19 protein-coding genes and 1 pseudogene are annotated in these 20,770 nt (G+C 41.8%); 11 read left to right on the top strand and 9 right to left on the bottom strand.

Annotation, left to right across the window (positions count from 1 at the left end; genetic code table 11):
• Positions 1 to 189: 189 nt before the first annotated feature.
• On the bottom strand, positions 190 to 1,356 hold the full coding sequence (gene hemH, locus AC5JMF_RS27690) for a ferrochelatase (protein ID WP_495798919.1): 1,167 nt from the start codon (positions 1,354 to 1,356) through the stop codon (positions 190 to 192).
• A gap of 93 nt (positions 1,357 to 1,449) precedes the next feature.
• Here hemH and AC5JMF_RS27685 point away from each other — a divergent pair, with 93 nt between their 5' ends.
• Both AC5JMF_RS27685 and AC5JMF_RS27680 read left to right on the top strand, forming a co-directional pair.
• Positions 1,450 to 2,073, top strand: a complete 624-nt coding sequence (locus tag AC5JMF_RS27685) for a class I SAM-dependent methyltransferase (protein ID WP_495798918.1) — start codon at positions 1,450 to 1,452, stop codon at positions 2,071 to 2,073.
• A gap of 145 nt (positions 2,074 to 2,218) precedes the next feature.
• A pseudogene (locus tag AC5JMF_RS27680) lies at positions 2,219 to 2,302 on the top strand (ABC transporter ATP-binding protein); the annotation flags it as partial.
• On the opposite strand, the gene AC5JMF_RS27675 reads toward AC5JMF_RS27680, so the two are convergent.
• Positions 2,265 to 3,014: a hypothetical protein gene (locus AC5JMF_RS27675; protein ID WP_495798917.1), complete on the bottom strand. Its 750-nt coding sequence runs from the start codon at positions 3,012 to 3,014 to the stop codon at positions 2,265 to 2,267. The pseudogene AC5JMF_RS27680 and the gene AC5JMF_RS27675 overlap by 38 nt on opposite strands.
• A 99-nt stretch (positions 3,015 to 3,113) precedes the next feature.
• Complete coding sequence (locus AC5JMF_RS27670; protein WP_495798916.1) at positions 3,114 to 4,427, bottom strand: cytochrome P450; 1,314 nt, start codon at positions 4,425 to 4,427, stop codon at positions 3,114 to 3,116.
• Positions 4,428 to 4,516: 89 nt separating this feature from the next.
• On the opposite strand from AC5JMF_RS27670, the gene AC5JMF_RS27665 reads away from it, so the two are divergent.
• Complete coding sequence (locus AC5JMF_RS27665; protein WP_495798915.1) at positions 4,517 to 6,190, top strand: flavin monoamine oxidase family protein; 1,674 nt, start codon at positions 4,517 to 4,519, stop codon at positions 6,188 to 6,190.
• A gap of 12 nt (positions 6,191 to 6,202) precedes the next feature.
• Positions 6,203 to 6,364 carry a hypothetical protein gene (locus tag AC5JMF_RS27660; protein ID WP_495794220.1) on the top strand — a complete coding sequence of 54 codons (162 nt, stop codon included), beginning with the start codon at positions 6,203 to 6,205 and terminating at the stop codon, positions 6,362 to 6,364.
• Between the two features lie 123 nt (positions 6,365 to 6,487).
• On the opposite strand, the gene ilvD is transcribed toward AC5JMF_RS27660, so the two are convergent.
• The gene (gene ilvD / locus AC5JMF_RS27655; RefSeq protein WP_495798914.1) at positions 6,488 to 8,173 is read right to left on the bottom strand and encodes a dihydroxy-acid dehydratase; all 1,686 of its coding nucleotides are present in this window, start codon (positions 8,171 to 8,173) and stop codon (positions 6,488 to 6,490) included.
• Between the two features lie 625 nt (positions 8,174 to 8,798).
• On the opposite strand from ilvD, the gene AC5JMF_RS27650 reads away from it, so the two are divergent.
• The 3 genes from AC5JMF_RS27650 to speB all read left to right on the top strand — a co-directional run bounded on the left by AC5JMF_RS27650 (position 8,799) and on the right by speB (position 10,970).
• Positions 8,799 to 9,653 (top strand): sterol desaturase family protein, encoded by an 855-nt coding sequence (locus tag AC5JMF_RS27650; RefSeq protein WP_495798913.1) that lies wholly within the window; start codon positions 8,799 to 8,801, stop codon positions 9,651 to 9,653.
• A 95-nt stretch (positions 9,654 to 9,748) separates the two neighbouring features.
• Positions 9,749 to 9,895: a hypothetical protein gene (locus AC5JMF_RS27645; protein ID WP_495798912.1), complete on the top strand. Its 147-nt coding sequence runs from the start codon at positions 9,749 to 9,751 to the stop codon at positions 9,893 to 9,895.
• 16 nt (positions 9,896 to 9,911) lie between these two features.
• On the top strand, positions 9,912 to 10,970 hold the full coding sequence (gene speB / locus AC5JMF_RS27640; RefSeq protein WP_495798911.1) for an agmatinase SpeB: 1,059 nt from the start codon (positions 9,912 to 9,914) through the stop codon (positions 10,968 to 10,970).
• Positions 10,971 to 11,017: 47 nt separating this feature from the next.
• Here the strand turns inward: speB and AC5JMF_RS27635 are convergent, their stop codons facing one another.
• The 3 genes from AC5JMF_RS27635 to AC5JMF_RS27625 form a co-directional block, all read right to left on the bottom strand.
• Positions 11,018 to 11,335 carry a helix-turn-helix domain-containing protein gene (locus tag AC5JMF_RS27635; RefSeq protein ID WP_495798910.1) on the bottom strand — a complete coding sequence of 106 codons (318 nt, stop codon included), beginning with the start codon at positions 11,333 to 11,335 and terminating at the stop codon, positions 11,018 to 11,020.
• A gap of 675 nt (positions 11,336 to 12,010) precedes the next feature.
• Positions 12,011 to 13,390, bottom strand: a complete 1,380-nt coding sequence (locus tag AC5JMF_RS27630) for an aminopeptidase P family protein (protein ID WP_495798909.1) — start codon at positions 13,388 to 13,390, stop codon at positions 12,011 to 12,013.
• 23 nt (positions 13,391 to 13,413) lie between these two features.
• A complete protein-coding gene (locus tag AC5JMF_RS27625) occupies positions 13,414 to 13,638 on the bottom strand; it encodes a hypothetical protein (RefSeq protein ID WP_495798908.1) in 225 nt (74 codons plus the stop codon).
• Between the two features lie 127 nt (positions 13,639 to 13,765).
• On the opposite strand from AC5JMF_RS27625, the gene AC5JMF_RS27620 reads away from it, so the two are divergent.
• Complete coding sequence (locus AC5JMF_RS27620; protein ID WP_495798907.1) at positions 13,766 to 14,560, top strand: PhzF family phenazine biosynthesis protein; 795 nt, start codon at positions 13,766 to 13,768, stop codon at positions 14,558 to 14,560.
• A gap of 143 nt (positions 14,561 to 14,703) precedes the next feature.
• The gene (locus AC5JMF_RS27615; protein ID WP_495798906.1) at positions 14,704 to 15,120 is read left to right on the top strand and encodes a DUF4332 domain-containing protein; all 417 of its coding nucleotides are present in this window, start codon (positions 14,704 to 14,706) and stop codon (positions 15,118 to 15,120) included.
• A 61-nt stretch (positions 15,121 to 15,181) separates the two neighbouring features.
• Here the strand turns inward: AC5JMF_RS27615 and AC5JMF_RS27610 are convergent, their stop codons facing one another.
• Positions 15,182 to 15,796, bottom strand: coding sequence for a TetR/AcrR family transcriptional regulator (locus tag AC5JMF_RS27610; RefSeq protein ID WP_495798905.1), 615 nt, complete (start codon positions 15,794 to 15,796; stop codon positions 15,182 to 15,184).
• 247 nt (positions 15,797 to 16,043) lie between these two features.
• Between AC5JMF_RS27610 and AC5JMF_RS27605 the strand changes: the two genes are divergently transcribed.
• Together AC5JMF_RS27605 and AC5JMF_RS27600 are read left to right on the top strand one after the other, a co-directional pair.
• Complete coding sequence (locus AC5JMF_RS27605; protein WP_495798977.1) at positions 16,044 to 17,591, top strand: M16 family metallopeptidase; 1,548 nt, start codon at positions 16,044 to 16,046, stop codon at positions 17,589 to 17,591.
• Positions 17,592 to 17,619: 28 nt separating this feature from the next.
• The gene (locus tag AC5JMF_RS27600; RefSeq protein WP_495798904.1) at positions 17,620 to 19,137 is read left to right on the top strand and encodes a M16 family metallopeptidase; all 1,518 of its coding nucleotides are present in this window, start codon (positions 17,620 to 17,622) and stop codon (positions 19,135 to 19,137) included.
• Between the two features lie 252 nt (positions 19,138 to 19,389).
• On the opposite strand, the gene AC5JMF_RS27595 is transcribed toward AC5JMF_RS27600, so the two are convergent.
• Positions 19,390 to 20,628, bottom strand: a complete 1,239-nt coding sequence (locus AC5JMF_RS27595) for a calcium-binding protein (protein ID WP_495798903.1) — start codon at positions 20,626 to 20,628, stop codon at positions 19,390 to 19,392.
• Between the last annotated feature and the right edge of the window lie 142 nt (positions 20,629 to 20,770).

Raw genomic sequence — 20,770 nt, 5'->3', positions numbered from 1 at the left:
AGCGTAAAGCCTGCGGCATAGCTTCGCTTAGAGCGAGCTTGCGAGCGTCACCCGAAGGGGGACAAGGGAGAAATTTTTATGTCTCACCGTGTCCCCGCGTCCCCGCGTCAACCAAAACGCGAAATCTAAAAAACCTACCCATAAGAGATGGGGACGTCCCCCTCACCCCCAGCCTCTTCCCCATTCCCCCTAGTGCAAAATACCAATCATGTGCAATAAACCTTGACCGGTAATCAGTTCAATAATTAAGGCAATGAAGCCTAGCATGGCAATTCGACCATTCCAGACTTCCGCACTAGTAGTCATACCCCACTCCCAACGCTCTTGGGGATACATTTTTACTCTTTTCTTCATCTGGGCAGCTTGGGAAAGCTTGAAACTGGGTTTTTTCAGCGCATCAATCACTAAGTCTGCTAGTGCTTGAATAAATACTGGATGGGTGTTGGGAGCAGGCACGCGCCGAAAGTTATGAATTCCTGACTCTTCGGCTACTTCTCGGTACTCAATATCAATTTCTTGTAGTGTCTCAATGTGTTCTGAGACGAAACTGATAGGCACGACAACCAAATCTTTTACGCCTCGTGCGCCTAGTTCTTTAAGCGCATCCTCTGTATAAGGTTGCAGCCATTCAACTGGCCCGACGCGACTTTGATAGGCTAGGGTGTGAGCATTGGGTCGATTGAGTGTCTGCATAATCAAAGCAGTACAATCCTCAATTTCTTGCTGGTAAGGGTCTCCCGCTTCTTCTACATAGCTTTTGGGAACACCATGGGCGCTAAAGAAAATATGAACCTCATCGGGATGAGGAAATTGATCTAGTTCCTGAGCTATCAGTTCCGCCATTGCTTGGAGATAGCCTGGTTGTTTATACCATGAGGGAATAACGGTATAGTCAATGCGCTGAAGTTTCGCATCTTCTTGCCAAAGTTTTTCTAAAAGCCGGAAGCTGGAACCGCTAGTGCTGATCGAGAATTGGGGATACAGTGGTAGAATCACCAAACGCTCGATGTTGTCTTGAGTGAGCAGAGCGATCGCTTCTTCAGTATACGGATGCCAATAGCGCATTCCTACGTAGATATTGGCTTCTTGACCCAAATAACCCAACTGTTCTTTAAGTGCTTCGCCCTGAGCTTCTGTAATCCGCCGTAATGGCGAACCACCGCCAATTTGCTTATAGTTTTCTTGAGATGTTCTGGTTCGCCGCGAGGCAATGAACCAAGCTAGGGGCTTTTGTAACCAACGAAACGGTAGGCGAATAATTTCCGGATCAGAAAACAGGTTATACAAAAATGGCCCAACGTCATCTAACTTATCGGGGCCCCCGAGATTGAGTAATAATACGCCTACACGACCCATAGCAGTTACTTTCCCCCAATCTTTTCAGTTTTTTTACTAATGTTAACAATATATCTTTATTAAATATAAAGCTTAATAGCAAGGAAAGATGCAATGGCCACAATTTTAAGAGATTGGAGTTACCGTTATCAGTGGTTGTATGATGCGATCGCCCGTTTAGCAGCTATAAGTGTAGGTGGTGAAGCCCGTTTTCGACAATTAGCTTTGCAAGGCTTAACGATTGACTCAGATACTCAGGTTTTAGATTTATGTTGTGGTAGTGGGCAAGCGACGCACTTTTTAGTGAAATATTCACAAAATGTAACAGGTTTAGATGCATCACCATTGTCTTTGCAACGGGCGCGGCAAAATGTACCCGCAGCTTCGTATGTAGAAGCTTTTGCAGAAAATATGCCATTTGTAGACAATTTGTTTGATGTAGTGCATACCAGTGCAGCGTTACATGAAATGCAGCCTGAACAATTACAGCAAATTCTCAAGGAGGTGTATCGAGTATTAAAGCCGGGTGGAGTATTCGTATTGGTAGATTTTCATGCCCCCACTAATCCGATATTTTGGCCTGGTGTGTCGTTATTTTTACTGTTGTTTGAAACGGAAACAGCTTGGCAATTGCTGAAAACAGATTTGCCTCGGTTGTTAATAGAAACTGGGTTTGATGTAGAACAGCCAACTTTATATGCAGGTGGTAGTTTACAAGTAATACAAGCAAAGAAATGAACACGGTTGAAGGTTAATATAGATGACACAAGAATTAAGTACGAATTGTCTTGAGAACATTGCACCCATTTAGAGCAATTAAGACATAAGCTAAAACAGGTTCTTGATTCTATTTCTGCCGAAGCGATCGCATCGATTTGTGGACGCCATGCAAAAAGGTGGTATTGTTGCCTCTGGCTCAACTAGCGAACTCAGTCAAGATATGATTCAACAGTTTTTAGCGGTTTAATTTTGGCAATTTCCACCTCAATTGTCTGTGAATCAATCAAGTCTGCTGCTTCTTGTAAAAGCTGATTCTGTTCTTGTTGAATAGCTGCTAAACGGCTAGAAATTTCTGCTAGTCGTTGTTGTTTATCTCGGTCTATTTCTGAAGTAGTCGCGGGTATTAAAGCTGGCAAGCTATCAGTTATTTTAGTATTTGTTAGCCGTTGAATAGTAAATCTACCAACTTTCGTCAAAGAGACAAAGCTAACTTTGATGAAAGTCAAAATTAATTTGAATGGCACTTGTAGTATTGACCAACTAGCCGTTTCAATTAAACGGACAATTGCTTTGATAATACTCCAAATTACAGCCAAGACAACAAGCAAAATTACTAAACTAATAATAGGATGATTAGTTGTCCAGCCTAATATTTGCACTAATCGAAATAATCCAGGGTGTTGTGTTAGCCAATCATTAACAGATGATGCAACTGCACCTTGAACTACTGTCGATGTGGTATTTTGAATTTGCTCGGCTGTTTGCCAACCATTTTCTAAGGTTGTCGTTACTCTATCAATTGCCCTATCAGTTGCTTGAGTTGCGGTTTGCTGCCAAGTCTCCCCAACTTGCTGTGCAGAATTAGTTAGAGAGCTAACGTTTTGATTAACAAAATCTCTCGCAGTTTGCCAGCGTTGTAAAACTTCTGGGGGTAAATTTATATTGATTGGAGGTGTCATGAGAGAGGATTGGGAATAAATAAAGCATTACAATACCAAAATTCTTTCGTGCCACTTGTGGGCTGGGTTTTAAACCTTTACTTTTGTTGATAACAAACTTTACCTAATTTGAAATCGAACTCGCAACCCATCTTGAGGACGATTTGAAGGAAAATATACTGTTTCTAAACTTTGATTGGGCAATATCTCCCAATAATAGCTGCGTAGAAGATGAGCAGCAATAATTTTCATTTCCATTTTGGCAAAGGCTATGCCGATACAAAGGCGCGACCCACCACCAAAACCAATTAAGCTAAAAGGATACTGTTTGTGTTCTTGACGCTGGGGATTGAAACGTTCAGGATCAAAACGTTCTGGTTCTGGGTAAATTTCCTCTAGCTTGTGAGTCATGAGAATTGAATATAACAATTGCCAACCAGCAAGAACATGAAAGCCATCAAATTCAAAGTCTTTAATTACACCACGAAACCCACCTCCAACAGGTTGATGCAATCTTTCAATCTCTAATAAAATCTGATCTAAATAGGGCATTTGTCCCAATTGTTCTAAATTTAAATTACTTTTACTTGCTAGTTGTAATTGTTCTTCTCTGGCGCGTTGCATTACTTCTGGATGACGGGCTAACTCTGCACACAACCAAGTTAGCATCGATGTAGTAGTTTCATGCCCAGCAAAGAGTAATAGTACAGCTTGGGCAATAAGTTCTTTTTCACTTAAACTATTACCTTCTTCATCTTTAGCTTGGATTAACAAACTTAGAGTATCTTTTGTGGGGTTTTGCTGGCGTTCTCTGACAACTTTTGTCAAATGTTCTAAGATTTTATTGCGAGCTGCTATGGCTTTGCCATATTGAGTAAATGGTAATGGCAGCGTATTAATAGCAAACAGCCCATTTGTGAGATTTGTAAATAACTGGCTAAGACGCACACATTCATCACCAGGACTAGTACCTAGTAAAAGTTGACTGGCAATATCAAACGTCAGTTGTTTAAACTCCTTGTGCCAGGTAAACTCCTGTTTGTTTTCCCATTTTTTCAAATAAGTACAAGTAATATCTTCCATTGTGGAGACATAGTTTGCTAATGCTGCCCCATGCAAGGCTGGCATCATCAAGCGGCGATTTTTGCGATGTTCTTCTCCATCTTGCAGAAACAGCGATTCTCCTAACAATATTTTGAAATTATTAGGCCATCCCTCACGCCAAGAAAAATAATCCATGTGGCTAGAAAGAACGAAATCAACTGCTTTTGGCCCTACCATCACCACGGTTGGTCTACCAATTAAATGAGTTTTAAAAATAGATCCGTACTTACGATAGCGCTTTTTGATAAAATCTCGGTCGAAAAGAAAAGCAAGTGTCTCACCTAATATAGGTATACCGAAGCTGCCAGGAGGAATTTGCTTAGTTTTCATATGTTCTTTTCATTACTTCATCAAAAAAATCGTTTCAACCTGCAATTATTAATATTATTTGAAAATTAGCAGCAATTGAGGTGCTATTAATGGCTAAGTCTGGGCTAATGGTGTCTTTGCAACGTGCTTATAAAATTGCGATCGCATCGCTCAAAACAGGTATTCCCACGGATGAGATAGTTGATATCTTAAAACAAAGAACCACTCGGCGTCGCTTTCTGTATGGGGGTTTGGGATTAGCAAGTGCATTGGCTACTGTTACCTGGCATCACGGACATAATTCTAAAGCTTTTGCCACAATTCCCAAAGTGCTGGTAGTAGGTGCGGGAATTGCTGGTTTGACTGCTGCCTATCGCTTACGTCAAGCTGGGGTTCCTGTAGACATTATCGAGGCCAGAAATCGCGTTGGTGGTCGGATGCGGAGTTTAGCTAATGCCGCAAATACTGGTGTGACTGTGGAAACAGGTGGAGAATTTATTGATACAGATCATCGGAAATTGCGATCGCTTGCTCAAGAACTGGGTTTAACAATAGTCGATCTACTCGCCACTGATCAAGATTTAGTGTCGGAAATCTGGTACTTCCAAGGACGCAAAATCCCCGAACTAGAAATTATTAATTACTTTATTCCTTTAGCACAGAAGATTGAGGATGATTTAGCTGCCATTGGAGACGGAGATGTCACTTATCGCTCTTACAATCAAGCCGCTTTCGCTTTAGATCATACCTCCATTGCAGAGTATGTAGAACAGGCACAAATTAATCCCATTCTGCAAGAAATGCTCAAGTTTGCTTACACTACCGAATATGGTCGAGAAGCAACTGAACAATCCTGTTTGAATCTATTATTTTTGATTGGTACTAACACCGATACATTCTCAGTCTACGGTGAAAGCGACGAACGTTACACCATTCGTGGTGGCAACGACCAAGTACCCCGTTTATTAGCGAATACCTTAGCAAATGCAATAGAAACCGAAACAGAATTAGAAGCTATATATATCCGTCCTGATGGTCGTTATCGAGTCAGTTTACGGTGTGGGTATAGAACCTTTGAGCGCAACTATGAAAGAATCTTGCTGACACTGCCTTTTAGCACCTTGCGTTTAGTAGCGCTCAATGTCAATTTACCAGCAATCAAACACAAAGCGATCGCCGAATTAGGATATGGCACAAATGCGAAATTAATTACAGCCTATCAACAACGATTGTGGCGCACTCAATATAATTCCACAGGATCAACATTTACTGATACAGGCTTTCAAAACACCTGGGAAGCCAGTCGCTACCAAAAAGGCACCAAAGGTTTAATTACTAACTTTACTGGTGGTCAACAAGGTTTATCTTTGGGCAACGGTTCAGCAGCATCTCAAGCCCAAACACTGCTACCACAACTAGATCAAATTTTTCCTGGAATTGCAAACTTACGCCAAGGTGAAGCCATTCGTGCTTATTGGCCTGGACAGCAATACACACGAGGCTCCTATGCTTGCTATTTAGTAGGACAATGGACAAGCATAGCCGGAGCTGAACAAAAGCGTGTAGGTAATCTATTTTTTGCTGGCGAACACTGTTCTCTGTCCTACCAAGGGTATATGGAAGGCGGTTGTCGAACAGGCGAAGTTGCAGCCCGAAGAATCCTCAAAGATTTGGGTTGGTCAGATAACGCTGCTTTACAGCAACAGCCAATTAAAGCTGATCAATTACACCACTATCGCAAAATTCCCAGGGCAAAACGTTTTTATGACGATTTGACCGAATAGACAATAGACCTCTTGCAAAAGTCGGATACTCGCCAGAAAATAAATTTTCTGGCTGATAACTCAAGTCGGTTTCAACCGACTAATAACAGTATTTTTAGTCCGTTTCAACGGACTTTTGCTATTAGGCAGAGACTTGAGTCTCTGACGGTTCAAGTATTTTTGCAAGAAGTCTAATGAATGTAGAGACGCGCTTTTGAAGCGTCTCTACAAGGGTTTCGGGTAACGCAGAATTAATTTCCCCAGATGTCTATTTTTCATTTGTCATTGGTTATTCTCCGCGTCTCCCCAGTCCCCACATCAAAACAAGTCCAGATCCGTTACAGCACCGACACTACTAGAGGAGACTAATTTGGCATATTTCGCCAATACTCCTTTGGTGTAACGCGGTGTGGGAGGTTGCCAGTTGGCACGACGATTCGCTAATTCTTCTTGAGAGATATTCAACTGCAACAAGCGGGCAGGGGCATCAATGGTAATACTATCGCCTTCTTCGACAAGAGCGATCGCCCCTCCAACTGCTGCTTCGGGTGCAACGTGACCAACTACCATGCCGTAAGTACCACCGGAAAATCTGCCGTCGGTAATTAACCCCACCGCATCACCCAACCCAGCACCAATAATTGCTGAGGTAGGGGCTAACATTTCTCGCATTCCAGGGCCACCTCTTGGCCCTTCGTAACGAATGACGATGATGTCGCCAGCTTGAATCTTACCCGCCAAAATCGCATCTAAACAAGATTCCTCTGACTCAAATACCCGCGCTGGGCCGGTAATTATCGGCTTTTTAACTCCGGTAATTTTAGCTACAGCACCCTCTGTAGCTAAATTACCTTTGAGGATGGCTAAGTGTCCTTGAGAATACATCGGGTTATGCCAAGGACGGATGACATCTTGATTGCTATCAGGCTCGTCTGGTATATCTGCTAGGATTTCTGCAACAGTTTGACCGCTGATTGTCAGGCAATCACCATGTAACAAATCATGCGCGAGTAGCATCTTCATGACTTGCGGAATACCACCAGCTTTGTGTAAATCAGTGGCTACATACCTACCGCTTGGTTTCAAATCGCACAACACTGGGACACGGGCGCGGATAGTTTCAAAGTCATCTAAAGTTAGCTTGATATTAGCAGCACGAGCGATCGCCAAAAAGTGTAACACGGCATTTGTCGAACCACCCACAGCCATAATCACCGAAATAGCATTCTCGATGGATTTGCGTGTGATAATTTGCCTGGGTAAGATTTGGTTGCGAATCGCTTCGACTAAAACAAATGCCGATTTTTCTGTACTGTCGGCCTTTTCGGCATCTTCCGCCGCCATGGTTGAGGAGTAAGGCAAACTCATTCCCAGCGCTTCAAAAGCAGAAGACATCGTGTTGGCTGTGAACATTCCTCCACAGGAACCCGCACCAGGACAAGCACGGCTTTCGACTTCTAATAATTCTTTTTCATCAATTTTCCCAGCACTGTATTGCCCAACAGCTTCAAAAGAACTTACCACAGTTAAGTCTCGGCCGTTGTAATGTCCGGGTTTAATTGTGCCACCGTAAACGAAGATAGCAGGAATATTCATGCGGGCGATCGCCAGCATTGCCCCTGGCATATTTTTATCACAACCACCAATCGCCAACACTCCATCCATGCTTTGCCCAGTACAGGCGGTTTCAATCGAGTCGGCAATCACCTCCCGTGAGACTAGGGAATATTTCATCCCTTCAGTTCCCATGGAAATTCCGTCACTGATAGTAATTGTGCCGAACACCTGCGGCATCGCCCCAGCATTTTTAATACCAACCTCTGCAACGAGCGCTAGTTGATTAATCCCCATATTACAGGGCGTAATCGTACTGTAGCCGTTGGCAATACCTACAATAGCTTTAGTGAAATCCTCATCTTTAAAACCAACAGCACGCAGCATGGCTCGATTAGGCGATCGTTGCACACCTTGGGTTATAGCTCGGCTTTTTAAATTCTCTGACATTTTTTTCTTACCTGCCATTATCGCAACTATTTGCGATCGTCTTCATCAATTTTCTCAAAAGACGAGACATAAGTAGTCGTGCAAAATAAATTATCTATTTAGGAAAGGGAACATAGCAAGCCTCAATGTTGCAATAAATTTTCTTGTGGGGCGGGTATCTTACCCGCCATGTATAGCGAGACGTTCATCTCACAAGAGTTTTTAATGCACTATTTTAATTTGTCAGCGATTAAAAACATACAAAAATGTGATTTACGACACATATAGTAAAATTACGTAGATTTTATGATCATTTACATCTTCAATACAGCATTCAGAGGGAGTGGTGATGTGGGAGTAGGGAGTAGGGAATCCACGCCTTAAGGCGTGGGATTGAAGTCAGGACGCATTGTGCCTCGTTGCAAGCAATCTCGGCACAAATCTTTTCCTAACAGTGGGCAATAACCCACAAAAGACAGTTTTTAATGTTTTTGTATCCCTACTCCCCACTCCCTACTCCCTACTCCCTGTTTTTGTAAGATATCTAACAACCTGCTATTTTAATTAATTATGACTAACAGGATACCTCAAAGTTTCTCAGTTGGTTAATCTCTTGGTAACTGAAAATATACCAATATTACGAGCGATGAAAATTCAAAATTTTTTCGATTTCTGCGTTGAGATTGAATTTTATCTCAAGATTGCTATCAGTTGCACACTTGTTCAACAGGTATTTTATTGGCTATTAAAGAATATTGAACTCAACTTGCTCGCGCAGGTGTTATTATACTGGCTCGTTGGTTCTATCTCATTTTATAGTATTGGTATTATCATCGAAAAACTAATTAAAAGCAACGACTTTTTAAAAGAAAAACTAATTGTCAGAGTTAAGCATGTAAAAAATCAACCATTTCCCTCATTTACTGTGCAGGGAATCATTACAGGAGAAATCAAAGCGTTCATATCAGCATTAGTTATTCTATATCTAGCACCGGAGGTTCACAGAGGAAATGGTTTACTCTTAAACCTGGGATGGTTTTTGATGAGAATAGTTGCTGCTGATTTCTGTTTTTACGTTGCTCATTGGCTCTTTCACACAAGATTTTTGCTGAAAATCCATCTGAAACATCATGAGTTTCGTGATTCATCAAGTTTTGTTGCTGGACATAAGAGTCTGATTGAATATATTATTGTTACCATTACTGATGTTTTGCCTATCTTCATATTTGGGTATGATATTACTCAACTCTGTGCATGGAGCATTATAGGTAATATTTATAATTTGGAAGGTCATAGTTCTTTATCAATATTACTTATTCCCTCAGATTTTCATGATCTTCATCACACTTGCTTTAAGGGAAACTATGGCATTCAAGGATTTTGGGACAGAGTATTTAACACACTAAATCCTCCTACCAAAAAGCGGGGAATTATGTTTCCTATGAGTTTGATTGAGTATAAAATCATCAAGTCGTCTAGTCGTGTCGATATAGCCAACTGATACCAAAGCTGAACCTTTTAACCTTTGGGAGTGATGTCTACTGGTTTTCTTGATGGCACTTAGGGATTGTGGGAAAAATTGGGGAGACTCAATTGATGACTCGTAAAAAAAGAGGGCTGGTTCGCAGGCATCTTGACCTTGTTAGCGATACGATATCTTCAGGCTTTGAGGATAGCGATCGCAAAGCTCGTCTCTACTATAATTGCAAATATCAACAAGCTTCATTTTATTTGTACACATAAATTCCCAAGATGATCAATGAGCAATCAACTACAAAACTACAATCCCAGCGGTGTCGGTGAAATTAATGGCAACCTTTTAGGTTTGCCGTTCGATTACGAGTCTGCCAACCTCATTGTTTTTGGCGTACCGTGGGAAGTCACCGTTTCCTATGGTGCAGGTACTGCTAAAGGGCCACAGCGAATTTTAGATGCTTCGACTCAACTAGATTTATTTGATTTCGATCATCCTGATGGGTGGAAACAAGGAATTTTTATGATGGAAATCTCTGGGGAGATTTTAGAAAAAAATCAATATTATCGTACACTGGCAGCAAAAATTATTACCCGATTAGCAGAAGGTAAATCACTCACACAACCACCAGATTTAACACCTGTTTTAAGAGAAATTAATCACGCTTGTGAACAAGTGAATGAATGGTTGTTTGAAAATTGCCAGCAAGCAATTAATCGTGGGAAGCGGGTTGCAGTTATTGGTGGTGATCACAGTTCACCTTTGGGTTATTTGCAAGCATTAGCAACTCGATATCCTAATTACGGAATTTTGCACATTGATGCACATGCAGATTTACGTGATGCTTATGAGGGATTTAAATTTTCCCATGCATCTATTATGTTTAATGCGATGAAGCTACCACAAATATCTAAATTAGTGCAGGTGGGCATACGTGATATTTGTCATGATGAAGTACAAATCATTAACCAATCTCACGATCGCATTATTGATTATTATGACCCAGTGATTAAACAAAAGCTATATTCTGGGACAACTTGGATAGAATTATGTCGAGAAATTATCAGCCATTTACCTGAATATGTTTATATTAGCTTTGATATCGATGGACTTGATCCCAAACTTTGTCAAAATACAGGTACACCCGTTCCTGGTGGACTCGAATTAGAGCAAGCTTTTTGTTTAATACGGGAATTGGTAAAAAGCGATCGCCAAATTATTGGTTTTGACCTTTGCGAAGTTGGTGATGCCGAATGGGATGGTAATGTTGGTGCGCGAATTGTTTATAAATTGGCAAATTTGATGGATTTATCTCAACATCATGGTGTGTCTGATATTCTGTAACTATAAAAGTAAGAAATTAGGGACGGGATTTTCTTAGTTTGGGGTTTTTAATACAGCACACTATTTAACCCACGATTCTTTATCAAGTGCAGTAGCTTAAGAGATGCTCCACTAGGCCGTTTTTGTCCTATTTCCCATTTTTGAACTGTTGAAGGACTTATATTCAAAATACGTGCAAAAACAGCTTGACTTACTTGAGATGATTCCCGTATTTCTTTAATTTGTAATGGTTCTAAAGGCTCAATAGGAGGTAAACATAGGTGTTCAAATTCGCGCAATGTAGTTTGATTCATTAGCCCAGCTTTGTGTAGGTCTTTTGCTGTTTCATGAACTGCTTCAAGAATCACTGATTTTTTCTGACGCATTACAAATCACCTCTATAAGCAGGAAAAAGATTTATTTCTACTCAAAGACGTATTGACAAAATTCACTTACTTTTAAATTGTGACTAATGGAGTTAAATAATTCGTAATTCGTAATTCGTAATGACGCGACGCTCCTGTGTCGCTCTAAGCGAAGCTATGCCGTAGGCTTTACGCTGACGCTCGATGACTCGCTCTAAGCGAAGCTATGCCGCAGGCTTTACGCTACGCTATCACTGACGCTCGTACCTCGCTAACGCTATCGCGGACTCGCTCTAAGCGAAGCTATGCCGCAGACTTTACGCTACGAAGCGCGTAATTAAGTTTTGTAATGGGGATTTGACCTCAACACAAAACTTGTCGGTTATGGAACCGGGGGACTTAAACCCACGGAACTTGTTAAACACACTTTTAGATGATTGTCGCCGTGCTGGAGAAACATTAGTTTTAGAAATTTAGAATCAAGATGAAATTGTTTCCATATTTTAATTTAATAGGGAATGGAGAATGGAGAATAAAAGAATTTTGGCGTTGCATAAATGCGGTATGAATTGAGATTTTTGTCCAAAACCAAAGGTTGATTCTTTGCGCCTTTGCGTGAGGCAAAAATCATCCCATTATTCAGCAAGGCCATAATTTTTAGTAGTACCCAGTACCCAATCCACAATCCCTTTGACATCATTTACACAAATTCTCTACAGCGCTGATGTTATTAGGTAATGCTGCTGTGAGAACTTCAGTACCATTTTCAGTAACTAAAACATCATCTTCAATGCGGATTCCTCGGACATCATGAAAATGAGATAATCGCTCCCAATTGACTAATTTTTGATATGTTGGATGCAGTTTAGCTTCATTTAAAATTGCTGGTACTTGATAAAAACCAGGCTCAATTGTCACTAACATCCCCGGACGCAAAGGACGATTTAAACGTAGGTAACTTAACCCAAAGCGATCGCTTCTTTGACGCCCCTCATCATACCCTGCTAAGTCTCCTAAATCTTCCATATCATGGACATCTAAACCGAGTAAATGTCCGATACCGTGAGGAAAAAACAATGCATGGGCATCCATTTCTACCAAATCTTCAGCATTCCCTTGGAGAATACCTAAATCTACTAAACCTTCTGCAATGATGTTGGTAGCCAATAGATGAACGTCTGCATATTCAACTCCAGGGTATATTTTGGCAATGCAAGCATCATGAGCTGCTAGCACAATATTATAAATATCTTTTTGAGTAGCAGAAAATTGACCAGAAACCGGCCAAGTACGAGTGATATCAGCCGCCCAACCCATTTCAGTTTCGCCACCAACATCTACAAGTAGTAAGTCACCTGGTTGTAAAGGGTGGTGGTAATGCTCGTTATGCAAAACTTCACCGTGAACAGTCACAACACTGTTATAGGCAGTGGTCATGTTATGGGCAATAAAAACTCCTTCCATTGCCGCCCGGACTTCTGCTTCGATTTTGGCTTTGGGTGTTGCTGCCATCCCAGCTTTGTGTGCTGCTACACTCACAGCAGCAGCTTTCTGCAATTGCACCAATGCATCTGCGTCATGAGTAAGGCGTAAGGAAATAATTGCTTTGGCTAACTCCAAGTCAATGCCTATCGGAGATTTTTGTGGCAGAACCCATCTATTTAGTAACTGTGACTGTTGTGTCCAAGTAGCAGCATCTTGAACAGCAACTGTAGCTGCATCTTCCAAGCAAGATTCTAACTCAGCCATTGGTTTAGCATCATCTGCCCCAATATGGGCAGCTATTTCGTGACGCTGAGGCATTTCTCCATACCAAAGGGCGCTATTGGGTTGGGGATCATCCATAAATAGCTCTAATTTGCCAGCGTCTAGGCGAATTGCCACATTTGGTAATGGTAGTCCAGCAAAATAGAGGAAGTGGCTGCTAGCGCGAAAGGGAAAAACATTGGCTGGAAAGTTACGTGGATTGCTGCTTCCTGACCAAAGAATAGCCGGAAAATCTATCAGGCTAGCTAGACGTTGCCGTCGCTGACGTAGAATATCAATCAGTGAACTAGAGGTATTGTTAATAACCATAAATGAAGACTCAAATTTAATTACTAGTCTTTATCGTCTTGTCCATCTTCTTCGTCATCTTCTTGATCATCGTCGTCTTGCCGATTAGGCTGTTGAACTGGTCGTTGTTGTTCCGTGGGTGCTAGTCTTTGTTTTTCTTTGTCCTCACCACCACAGCTGACTAATCCTAGAGAAATTAGCCCTAAATTAATTACAGCAAAGACGCCTCCGATAATTTTGATCCTCAAATTCTGATTTGAATTTAGCATTTGCTCAAACCTCTGGAGACAACACCACTAATTTATAAGGTACTGCGATCGCTTAGATTAATACCAATTCCTAATTAGAAATGATCGTTACTCCCTTCCTCTGTAATTCGTTAAAAAAAGGAAATTTATGGGACAAATCATTACTCAAGTTGATGCTTTTACCAATACGCAATTTGCAGGAAATCCTGCTTGTGTCTGTGTTTTGCCTGCTCCCCAAGATGATGATTGGATGCAAAACATAGCGCGAGAGATGAATTTATCGGAAACGGCTTTTCTGCTCAAACAAGATGATGGCTTTAATCTGCGGTGGTTTACGCCAGTGCTAGAAGTGCCGCTGTGTGGTCATGCAACTTTAGCCAGTGCCCATGTGCTATGGTCAGAGGGGCATTTATCGCCTGATCAAGCTGCGCGTTTTTATACCAAAAGTGGTTTACTCATTGCTAAACGTCTGGATGAGTGGATTGAGTTGGATTTTCCCGTCAATCGCTCACAAGTCGCGATCGCTCCTCCCCAATTTGACGCAGCTTTGGGTATACCATACATATCTATTGTGCAAAATTCTTTAGGCTACTTAATAGAGGTAGAGTCTGAAGAGTTAGTGCGACAAATCAAGCCAAATTTCCAATTACTCAAAACATTACCCGTTTCTGATTTTATCGTCACCAGCCTGACTCACCCTGATTCAAACTACGATTTCGTTTCTCGCTTCTTTGCCCCAAGTCAAGGTATAGATGAAGACCCAGTGACCGGCGCAGCTCATTGCTGCCTTGCTTACTTTTGGCGCGATCGCTTGGGCAAAGATGAGTTCTTAGCTTACCAAGCATCCAGTCGTGGTGGCGTCGTCAAGGTGCAATATCCTGGGGGCGATCGCGTTTTCCTCGGCGGCCAAGCAATCACTGTCTTACGCGGCGAGTTGATTTAAATGTTTCCCAGTTCTAGTTAACTAGTTCCGTGGGTTTAATTCCCCCGGTTCTATAACCTGTAAGTTTTGTGTTAGGGTCAGATCCCCATTACAAAACTTAATTACGTTAGCGAGTCCGCGAGCGTCATTACGAATTACGAATTATGAATTATCAATTATCATGTGACTGGCCAATTGAGCAGTTACCAGGATTGAGCCAGGAGGAACAATCTCAACTACAAAATTGTGGGATTACAACCACAACAGAACTAGTTCAACAAGGCAAGACTCTGCAAACACGAATAGCATTAGCCAATAAACTACAAGTCCATCTTCAGTATGTGAATAAATGGATAGCTTTGGCTGACTTAGCGAGTATTCCCAGCGTTGGGCCACAATATTGCGGTTTGTTACTACATGCAGGTATCGGTTCTGTAGCCCAATTAGCTCAAACACCTACCCACAGATTGCACAAACAAATTATGCGCTTACAAGTAGCCACAATGCAGCGACGAGATTTGTGTCCACCAATCGAGCAAGTTCAACAATGGAGTCAACAGGCGAGGGGAGTGAGGAGATGAGGGGGATGAGGGGGATGAGGGAGAAATTTTCTTTGCGTCCCCGCGTCCCCTTCCCCAGTCCCTAATCTTTCGCCAAAACACCATTAAGAAAGATATCAGCCAATCCTTCTGCCATGTGTTGCATTTCTTGGGGGGAGGCGTTGGGTTCCATGAGGGTGTTGTCAGAAAAACCTGCGATCGCAAACATTCCTAAAAAAACTTTGGCGACGAGGTTGGCATCCATCCGGCGATAGATTCCTTTATCCATTGCAGTTTGGAAGAATGCTTCAGCAACATCGGTCATTTTATTGATGACTTCTATTTGAATGCGATCGCGCAAATCTGGATGGAACTGCACTTCCATAAAGCACACCCGCATCATGTCAGCATTTTTCTGTAAATTCCACATCCGCCGACGCATCACTTGAGCTACAGCCTTATAGCTGCCCATTTCACTCAATTCTGTGAGCAAATCTGTCAAAATCTCCACCCAGCCACTAGTTGCTAGTTCAACCAAAATCGCTTTTTTGTTGGGAAAATGACGAAACAGGGTACCTTCAGCAACACCTGCTGCTTGTGCTAAGTCGCGGGTGGTAGTACCATCAAATCCTTGCGAGGCAAACAATTTTTGTGCTGCCTGTAGAATTCGGGTGCGCGTTTGAGCCTCTGAGGGCGGGGGAGAATTAAAAACTCGCATAACAGTTCTGGTGAAATCTCCGGAACACGACTTGTAGCATTATTGTCTAACGTCAGGTACAAAAAGCACAGAAAGCTTAAGCTTAATACAAGATTAATCCTCTGTTTGCCACTTTACCTATCTCTCAGGTAATGTAACTTTAAATTAATTTTCGCTTATGATCCAGCACAGTTATCTTCGACCAAAGTTGTATTGGTTAAATCAACTATCCCTCACACTACGTCGGCTATTTATTGCCTTGTTGGCTATGATCATGTTCTGGTGGGGATTACTACCAGAAATTGCTCTAGCTGAAACTCAAACATTACCCCCTCGCCAACAACCACTACAACCTGTCAAAACCCCCACCCAACCAGTTCAAACTTCGATACAACCTTATCTGGATCGGGTGATTAAGCAATTGACTGAGTTTCGTCTGGAAAATGGCATGAAGTTTATTGTTTTGGAACGACATGAAGCGCCAGTAGTTTCATTTCTTACCTACGCAGATGTCGGTGGTGTGGATGAACCAACTGGAAAAACTGGTGTAGCGCACTTTCTAGAGCATTTAGCTTTTAAAGGAACAACACGCATCGGTACAAAAGACTACAAAGCAGAGAAACCGTTACTGGAACGCTTGGAACAGTTGGATACCCAAATTCAAACAGCGAAAGCCGATGGTAAAAAAGATGAAGTTGCCCGGTTGCAAGCTGAGTTTAAGCAAGTAGAATCACAAGCAGCCGAGTTAGTTAAGCAAAACGAACTAGGGCAAATCGTCGAACAAGCAGGTGGCACAGGTTTAAATGCCAACACTTCTACCGAAGCAACTCGTTATTTTTACAGCTTTCCGGCGAACAAGTTGGAACTGTGGATGTCGTTGGAATCAGAGCGATTTTTAGAGCCTGTATTTCGCGAGTTTTACAAAGAAAAAGATGTGATTCTGGAGGAACGACGCCTGCGGGTAGAAAATTCGCCTATTGGCTTGATGGTAGAAAAGTTTCAAGATGCTGCTTATAAAGTCCATCCTTATCGACGCCCGGTGATTGGTTATGACGAAGATATCCGTAACTTGACGGTGGCAGATGTCCAGAAGTTTTTTGATGACTACTACGTACCAAGTAATTTAACGATCGCCATTGTTGGAGATGTTAACCCAAGTGAAGTTAAAAAACTGGCGCAAGTTTACTTTGGACGTTATCGGGCAAAACCCAAAGCCCAGTTTAAAATCGCAGCGGAACCCCAGCAAAAGCAAATCAGGGAGGTAAGTGTACAGTTCCCTTCTCAACCTTTGTATTTGGAAGGTTATCATCGCCCAGCAGTTACCCATCCAGATAATGCGGTTTATGAGATTATTGGCAGTTTGCTAAGTAATGGACGCACATCGCGGCTATATAAGTCTTTGGTGGAGAAGCAACGCTTGGCGTTGAATGCTCAAGGTTTTAGTGGATTTCCTGGAGATAAGTATCCAAATTTGATGCTTTTCTTTGCTTTAACAGCTCCTGGGCGTACAGTTGATGAGTTGGCAGTGGCTTTACGTCAGGAAATAGACTCTTTGAAGAATACACCTGTTTCTGCGACTGAGTTGCAACGAGTGAAAACTCAAGCACGGGCGGGTTTGTTACGCACTCTCAATTCCAATATGGGGATGGCACAACAGTTGCTGGAATATGAAGTGAAAACGGGTTCTTGGCGGAATTTGTTTAAGCAGTTGGATGAAATTGCAGCGGTGACGGTTGGTGATATTCAACGGGTGGCAAAGGCAACGTTTACGCCAGAAAATCGCACTATTGGTAAGTTGTTGTCAAAAGAAAAATGAACCGCACCAGACGCAAAGGAACAGAGACATGCAGAGATATCAGGTGAAGGATAGAAGGCGAATGAAGTTCAAAATTAAAGATGGGAAGAGGTTGGTTTATGCTTTGGTAGTTGCTTTTGCCTTTTTAGCGTTTACTTTTAATTTTTCTTGGGCAGCAGCAGCAGCGGCTAAGCATTATACGGAGTTGCAGTTAGCGCCTTTGCCTGAGATTAAAGTACCTAAGTATGAGCGGTTTGTTTTACAAAATGGTTTGGTTGTCTATTTGATGGAGGATCATGAACTGCCGTTGGTGAATGGTACAGCTATTATTCGTACAGGAAGCCGTTGGGAACCATTAGAGAAAGTCGGGTTAGCCGATTTGGTGGGTACAGTACTGCGGACTGGAGGTACTAACAAGCATTCACCTGATGAGTTGAACCAGATGCTGGAACAACGAGCAGCAGCGGTAGAAACTAGTATTAGCGAGGCTGCTGGGAATGCAAGTTTTCAAGCACTCAGCGAAGATGTAGAAACGGTGTTTGGGCTATTTGCTGAGGTGCTGCGAGAACCTGCGTTTGCTCAAGAAAAGCTAGATTTGGCTAAGACTCAGGAAAGGGGTAGTATTGCCCGTCGCAATGATAGCCCAGATGAGATTGCAGGTAGGGAATTTCGCAAGTTGATTTATGGCAAGGATAGCCCCTATGCTCGGACTACGGAGTATACTACCTTGGATCAGGTTTCTCGTGAAGATTTGCTGAAGTTTTATCAGCAATATTTTCATCCCAATAATATAATTTTGGGGATTGTGGGTGATTTTGATCCGAAAAAAATGCGATCGCTCATTCAAGCCAAGTTTGGTAATTGGCAACCTAACCCCAAAATCGCTAAGTCTCCGTTACCAGAGGTATCACCAGCTAATACTGGTGGAGTCTTTTTTGTAAATCAGCCACAACTGACTCAGAGCAATATTTTAATTGGGCATTTGGGAGGAAGATTCGATAATCCCGATTATGCCGCCCTAGATGTGTTAAATGGAGTATTAAATGGCTTTGGTGGACGCTTGTTTAATGAAGTGCGATCGCGTCAAGGTTTAGCTTATTCTGTATATGGCGTTTGGAGTCCCCGCTACGATTACCCAGGCATATTCATCGCTGGTGGACAAACACGTTCTGATGCTACTGTACAATTTGTCAAAGCGTTACAAGCCGAAATCAAGCGCATCCAAAACCAAAAAGTAACAGCCCGAGAACTAACTTTTGCCAAAGAGTCTACACTCAACTCTTTTGTATTCAACTTTCAAGACCCCAGTCAAACTTTAACGCGGTTAATGCGATATGAATATTTCGGCTACCCAGCTGACTTTCTGTTTCGCTATCAAAAAGCTGTAGCCGCCACCACAGCAGCCGACGTACAACGAGTAGCAAAACAATACCTCAAACCAGAAAAACTTGTCACACTAGTAGTCGGAAATCAAACCACAATTCAACCACCTTTAACACAACTAGCGACACAAATAACACCAATAGATGTGACAATTCCAACCCCACAACCACAAGCAAAGAATTAATCCAAATAGGGAGTGGGGAGCTGACAGGTGTAGGTTTTTAATATTTTGCGTTTTGATTGACGCAAGACGGGGAGACGCACAGAAAGATTTCGGAACGGAAAAATAGGCTTTTTCGGATTGAATGTGAAAAACCTACACTTGTGAGGAAGTGGGAGTAGGGATATACCAGGGTGTTGGCTTCGACTTCGCTCAGCCAACACCGTGTCCTGAGCAAAGTCGAAGGGCACAATCGCGATTGGTACAATATTGATTCTAAAAAATTATTGACTCAGAGCTAATCTGGTTAAAAGTAATACCTGAAAGCAGTAATACCCCTTGATTTAATCCACAATTAAGTTCAAAGCGTACACCAGCTTGGGTATCCGAAATTCTCCCTTGAGCAAACATTTTCTCTAACCAATTATCACTATTAGCATAACCCCAATTCTGAAATACAATTTTATCGATACCAACCTGAAAATCTCGAATTACATCATATTCACCTTTAAGCAAGCTGTCTTGACGGTTAAAAACAAACTTGTCATAACCATCGCCACCACATAAAATATCACTACCACGACCACCATTTAGGAGGTCATCATCCCAACCACCATAAAGCTTATCATTACCCCTAGATCCATATAACGCATCATCGCCTTTACCACCTTCTTGAATATCATCACCTTTGTACCCATATAACCTGTCATTTCCCAGGCTGCCATAAATTTTATCTGCCCGATTAGTTCCCTTGAGGCGATCGCTCCAAATCGTTCCATAGATAACGTCTTCACCCAAGTTACCGATTAAAGTATCTCCTTGAAATTCAACGGCACTAGTATTAATTTCTATGACAGTTATATTAGTATTGCGTTTAAACTTCTGGCGATAAGTACCAGTGGCTTTAGCTGTCAGTGAGTCCTCTTGATTATTACCATCAATATCAGCAGTTTGTTGGCTACTAGTAATAGTGACGTTACGACTACTTCCAATCTGAAAATTACCAATCTGCTTAGAAGAAATTAAATTACCTTGGATACCAAAATAATCTAATACTTTAGGTTTATTGATATCTGTAGTGTCTAACACCACAAAAGTTGCTTTTGACGTTGCTCTGTTATATTCAGTTTTGTAGTTTTCAATTTCTTTAGCTGTGAGATTTAAATCTGCTTCAAAATTGAACGAGAAGTTTTGTTTAGCGCCAACATCAAAACTCGCAACTACTTTGATTTGATTGTTAGCACTGCCCTCAAAAGGCCCTTCTAAACCAATGCCAGAACTATTAGTAAATAGCGAAGAGAAAGTTGGGTCAGCTTGAAAAATAGCTCCGGCGTCAATCACAGCAGCAGCAACGCCATCTTTGGTTAACGTTTCTACTTGAGCGCTAGTCAATGCTCCCGAAGGAGTTTGATTATAGTTGGAGAAAGAAGCAACACCTTCAGCTTCAGCAAAGTTAGGATTGGGATTAGGAAGTGGATCTAAAATTGGTTGGAGAAATAGAGTCTGCGACAGCATAAAATTCTCCTTTTATCCTGTTATGTATTTTATCTACGAAATATATACAGCAGGGAACAGGAAACAGGGTTAAAAGTCTTTTATTATATGACTCTGTTCTTAAAACTTGTACCTCATTTACCTGCAATCTGCTATATCAGTA

Source organism: Desmonostoc vinosum, assembly GCF_059505385.1.
This window is presented reverse-complemented; position numbering and strand designations above follow the sequence as displayed.

What these genes read in the sequence shown, in the direction of transcription:
- AC5JMF_RS27645 (WP_495798912.1), top strand. Translation starts at nt 9,749, where the DNA reads ATGACTCGTAAAAAAAGAGGGCTGGTTCGCAGGCATCTTGACCTTGTT.
- AC5JMF_RS27675 (WP_495798917.1), bottom strand. Translation starts at nt 3,014, where the DNA reads ATGACACCTCCAATCAATATAAATTTACCCCCAGAAGTTTTACAACGC.
- AC5JMF_RS27670 (WP_495798916.1), bottom strand. Translation starts at nt 4,427, where the DNA reads ATGAAAACTAAGCAAATTCCTCCTGGCAGCTTCGGTATACCTATATTA.
- AC5JMF_RS27630 (WP_495798909.1), bottom strand. Translation starts at nt 13,390, where the DNA reads ATGGTTATTAACAATACCTCTAGTTCACTGATTGATATTCTACGTCAG.
- AC5JMF_RS27605 (WP_495798977.1), top strand. Translation starts at nt 16,044, where the DNA reads ATGATCATGTTCTGGTGGGGATTACTACCAGAAATTGCTCTAGCTGAA.
- AC5JMF_RS27665 (WP_495798915.1), top strand. Translation starts at nt 4,517, where the DNA reads ATGGCTAAGTCTGGGCTAATGGTGTCTTTGCAACGTGCTTATAAAATT.
- AC5JMF_RS27625 (WP_495798908.1), bottom strand. Translation starts at nt 13,638, where the DNA reads ATGCTAAATTCAAATCAGAATTTGAGGATCAAAATTATCGGAGGCGTC.
- AC5JMF_RS27600 (WP_495798904.1), top strand. Translation starts at nt 17,620, where the DNA reads ATGCAGAGATATCAGGTGAAGGATAGAAGGCGAATGAAGTTCAAAATT.
- AC5JMF_RS27610 (WP_495798905.1), bottom strand. Translation starts at nt 15,796, where the DNA reads ATGCGAGTTTTTAATTCTCCCCCGCCCTCAGAGGCTCAAACGCGCACC.
- hemH (WP_495798919.1), bottom strand. Translation starts at nt 1,356, where the DNA reads ATGGGTCGTGTAGGCGTATTATTACTCAATCTCGGGGGCCCCGATAAG.
- speB (WP_495798911.1), top strand. Translation starts at nt 9,912, where the DNA reads ATGAGCAATCAACTACAAAACTACAATCCCAGCGGTGTCGGTGAAATT.
- AC5JMF_RS27615 (WP_495798906.1), top strand. Translation starts at nt 14,704, where the DNA reads ATGAATTATCAATTATCATGTGACTGGCCAATTGAGCAGTTACCAGGA.
- AC5JMF_RS27595 (WP_495798903.1), bottom strand. Translation starts at nt 20,628, where the DNA reads ATGCTGTCGCAGACTCTATTTCTCCAACCAATTTTAGATCCACTTCCT.
- AC5JMF_RS27685 (WP_495798918.1), top strand. Translation starts at nt 1,450, where the DNA reads ATGGCCACAATTTTAAGAGATTGGAGTTACCGTTATCAGTGGTTGTAT.
- ilvD (WP_495798914.1), bottom strand. Translation starts at nt 8,173, where the DNA reads ATGTCAGAGAATTTAAAAAGCCGAGCTATAACCCAAGGTGTGCAACGA.
- AC5JMF_RS27635 (WP_495798910.1), bottom strand. Translation starts at nt 11,335, where the DNA reads ATGCGTCAGAAAAAATCAGTGATTCTTGAAGCAGTTCATGAAACAGCA.
- AC5JMF_RS27620 (WP_495798907.1), top strand. Translation starts at nt 13,766, where the DNA reads ATGGGACAAATCATTACTCAAGTTGATGCTTTTACCAATACGCAATTT.
- AC5JMF_RS27650 (WP_495798913.1), top strand. Translation starts at nt 8,799, where the DNA reads ATGAAAATTCAAAATTTTTTCGATTTCTGCGTTGAGATTGAATTTTAT.